Genomic DNA, 4384 nt, shown 5'->3' with positions numbered 1-4384 from the left:
ATCATCAGTAGCTGTCCAAGTTCTTGTTACAGAATACGAACCTGCACAAGCCCCATTAGTAGTGGTATCAACAAAAGTCAAACTAACATCAGTATCACAGTTGTCTGTAGCAGTAGCTTGAGCAAACTCAGGTATAGCGGGACAATTGATGGTTGACGAAGTTGGCAATGTTGCAATAACCGGAGCGGTTACATCTTGAATTTTTATAGTTTGAGTAGCTGAAGCAGCATTGCCACAATCGTCAGTTACTGTCCAAGTTCTAGTAATAACTTTATTGCTTGTACAAACGTTTAATGGAGTTAAACAAACACTATTAAAATTGATACTTCCATTAACGCTTGCTTGTTTTCTTGAGAAGATAAACCAAGTACCATTCATAGGACCGGTTAAATTTTCAAAACTAGATACATAAGAAGTTAATCCTGTAACAGTATTTGGAGACGATAACGCACCATTTGGTGTGAAATTTTGAGGGATATCTTGAGTTATAACATTATTGTTGTTCCATTGAGTATGTCCTGAACTATTCGGGTAGAAAACAGGTAAGTATAGTTCTTGATCACTTGGTGTTGGATCATCACAAGCACCACCGGTACAATATGGACCAACTAATACTACAGCAGTACCATTTGGAGCTACCAAAGTAAATTCAGCTCTTCCTTTTCCTTGATTAGTTTCGAATGCTAAGGCAACTTTTTGGATATCCTTTGCCGTAAGATTGTCAAATCCGGTTACATCAAAGTAAAAATAGTTTCCATTTCCTGCATTGATAGATCCTCCATTGTCGTTTCCGAAACAATCAGAATCTGTGTATGTTACTGTTGGAGTAGTATCACAAGCATCAGAGATGTTAGTTACGGTACCAATTGTTCCAGGATTTAAATCAACAGCACAATTTGCACCGGCATTGATGGTTACATTGGCAGGAACAGTAAATGTTGGCGCAGTTACATCTTGTACATTAATAGTTTGAGATGCTATTGAAGTATTACCACAAACGTCAGTTGCTGTCCAAGTTCTGGTTACAGAATAATTACCTGCACAACTACCATTGTTTGTAGTGTCAGCAAAAGTTAAAGTAAAGTCAGAACCACAAGCATCCGAAGCCGTTGCTGTAGCAAAAGATGGAGTAGCTGGACAATCAATTGTTGAAGTTGCTGGTAAAGAGGAGATAACCGGCGCTGTTGTATCAGTTACATTAATAGTTTGCGAAGCTGAAGAAGAATTTCCACAAGCGTCAACAGCCGTCCAAGTTCTGGTTACAGAATAAGAACCGGCACAAGCCCCATTAGTAGTTACATCGTTAAAAGTTAAAGAAGCACCCGAACCACAAGCGTCAGTAGCAGTAGCCGTTGCAAAAGAAGGCGTTGCCGGACAAGCAATAGTTGAAGGAGCAGGTAAAGCGGCGATAACCGGCGCAGTTGTATCAGTTACAGTAATGGTCTGCGAAGCCGAAGAAGAATTTCCACAAGCGTCAGTTGCTGTCCAAGTTCTGGTTACAGAATAAGAACCGGCACAAGCCCCATTAGTAGTTACATCGTTAAAAGTCAAATTAGCACCCGAACCACAAGAGTCAATAGCAGTAGCCGTTGCAAAAGAAGGCGAAGCAGGACAAGCAATAGTTGAAGGAGCAGGTAAAGCGGCGATAACCGGCGCTGTCGTATCAGTTACAGTAATGGTTTGCGAAGCTGAAGAAGAATTTCCACAAGCGTCAGTTGCTGTCCAAGTTCTGGTTACAGAATACGAACCGGCACAAGCCCCATTAGTAGTTACATCGTTAAAAGTTAAAGAAGCACCCGAACCACAAGCGTCAGTAGCAGTAGCCGTTGCAAAAGAAGGCGTTGCCGGACAAGAGATAGTTGAAGGAGCAGGTAAAGCGGCGATAACCGGCGCTGTTGTATCAGTTACAGTAATGGTCTGCGAAGCTGAAGAAGAATTTCCACAAGCGTCAGTTGCTGTCCAAGTTCTGGTTACAGAATACGAACCGGCACAAGCACCATTAGTAGTTGCATCACTGAAGGTTAGACTAGCAACGGCACCACAATTATCAGTAGCAGTAGCCGTAGCAAAAGAAGGCGTTGCCGGACAAGCTATAGTTGAAGGAGCAGGTAAAGCTGCAATAACCGGAGCTGTTGTGTCATTTATTGATATAGTTCTTGATACAGAAGCTAAAGGTCTTCCACAAGAATCAGTTGCTGTCCATGTTTCAGTTATTAATCCATTGCAAGAACCACTCGTATGAGTTGTGAATGTAGATAGATTTGATGTACCACTGATTAGACATCCTCCACTTAATCCATTTGTAAATGGAAGTGTAGAAGGTGCCGGTAAAGTACCACATGACAATGATAGATTTGCCGGAGCAGTCATGGTCGGTAATGCAGCAGGACTTACTGTAATTGTTCTTGAAACCGGAGCCAAAGCTCTTCCACAAGAATCAGTTGCTGTCCATGTTTCAGTCACAGTTCCTCCACATGAACCGGGAGCTACAGTAAATGTAGATGGATTAGAAGTTCCACTGATTAAACATCCACCAATTAATCCATTAGTAAATGAAAGTGTAGATGGAGCCGGTAATGACCCACAAGCTACTGTAATAGTAGAAGGAGCAGTCATAGTAGGCAATGCAGCAGGACTTACTGTAATTGTTCTTGAAACCGGAGCCAAAGCTCTTCCACAAGAATCAGTAGCTGTCCATGTTTCAGTTACAGTTCCACCACAAGTACCTGGAGGTGTTGAGAATGTTGATGGGTTAGAAGTACCACTGATTAAACATCCACCACTCAAACCGTTTGTAAAAGATAGAGTAGATGGTGCTGGTAATGAACCACAAGCTACTGCTATATTAGCAGGAGGAGTCATTGTAGCTACCGCAGCAGGACTAACAGTTATTGTTCTTGATTTTGTTATTGTTCTTCCTAAAACATCAGTAAATGTCCAAGATTCGATGATAGTTCCACCACAAGCAGGTGATGAAGGGTTAGTAGATGTTTGGGCGCTCAATGTAGAAGTAACATTTCCACTAATTAAACAAGCACCGGATGCTCCGTTAGTATAACTTAATGAGCTAGTTGTTGCTGCTCCACAAGGAACAGTAATATTATTTGTAGTTGCGAATGCAGCTATCGGAGCTGTAGATGAACCAATCACTCTGGTTTTAGTAATTTTACAACCATTGGCATCTGTTATGATTACAGAATAAGTTCCTGGCACTAAACCGGTAAGGTCTTGGTTGCTTTGTTGCCCAACAGGAACAACACCACCACCTGTAGCAGACCACGAATAAGTGTAAGGAGCAGTTCCGAACAAAGGAGTTAAGTTAAGTGATCCTGTTGCTGAACCACATTGGGAATCAGTAGAAACAAATTCTCCATTTACACCACCATTTACAAGTATTTCAGGTAATTTTCCGCATTTAGGGGAAATATCATTTGGATCTAATGGACAAACTGCTCCAGGAGAAGCGGAAGTCCAAGCCAAAAATAAATTTGTAATTCTTAAGATATCACCACAATTATAAGTAACTGTGTTATAACTCAAAGTAGTTATTGTGTTTGGAGGTAATGGACCATTACAACCACTTATGGGCGTACTAGATATTAACAAACCTGTTGTTCCACTGTAAACTTCCAAATTTCCCCAATAAGCAAAAGAAGTTCTTAAAGAACCTGTTGTATTATTGATAGACAAGGTTAATGTCCGGGTTATTGTAGTAGCAGTTGGACACGAGTTGCAAACATCACCACCCGATAAGGTAGCGCCAACCAGTGTTAAATCACCGGAGGTACAAGATGTATTTGCCGGTGGAAATGTTTGCGCAATTGAAGTTGAGATACTTAGTAAACTAAATATCAAAAAGGCGAACATTTTTTTTGAAATAGTAATTTTTGATTTCATACAATTAAATTTAGTAGAATAATTTATTGAAAATTTGGTGTCTCGGGCTTGAAGTTTATTTGTAGGCATATGAGGTATATAATATTTTGGGTTATACTATTGAGTGCTAAATTATATACAATGTACCAACACTGTTAATTTTCTCTACAAACAACTTGAAAACTCGATTAAATGACACTTTTCTTGCATTTTCGATAAGTAAATCAGGATTATTTGCCTTATTATTAAATATTCTATTAACCCTTTGGTGACGGGTAATTGCTTTAATATTTATGCTATTTCTTGATTGTTTAGGGATGTTTTGGACTCTTAATAATGTGTTTTTTTTAGTCAAAATTGCTTTTTGAAATCATCAAAATAGTTACCATTTTTTTTTCGCTGATTTTGATCTAATTATATAATTTTGAAAATAACATTACATTCTTTCTTTTGTATGGAAAAGCTATTTTTTTTCTATAGAATTAACTTTACCAACAGAGTGCTAACC

At 39.3% G+C, this 4384-nt stretch carries 1 protein-coding gene; it reads right to left on the bottom strand.

What is annotated here, in order from left to right:
* Positions 1 to 3897: HYR-like domain-containing protein (locus tag ICG50_RS12945; RefSeq protein ID WP_187661320.1), on the bottom strand; the 3897-nt coding region annotated here is incomplete at its 3' end.
* Positions 3898 to 4384: the final 487 nt, after the last annotated feature.

It is taken from the genome of Flavobacterium buctense (assembly GCF_014486695.1).
GTDB lineage: Bacteria > Bacteroidota > Bacteroidia > Flavobacteriales > Flavobacteriaceae > Flavobacterium > Flavobacterium buctense.
The sequence above is the reverse complement of the archived record's forward strand: the minus strand, read 5'-3'. Positions and strand labels throughout refer to the sequence as shown.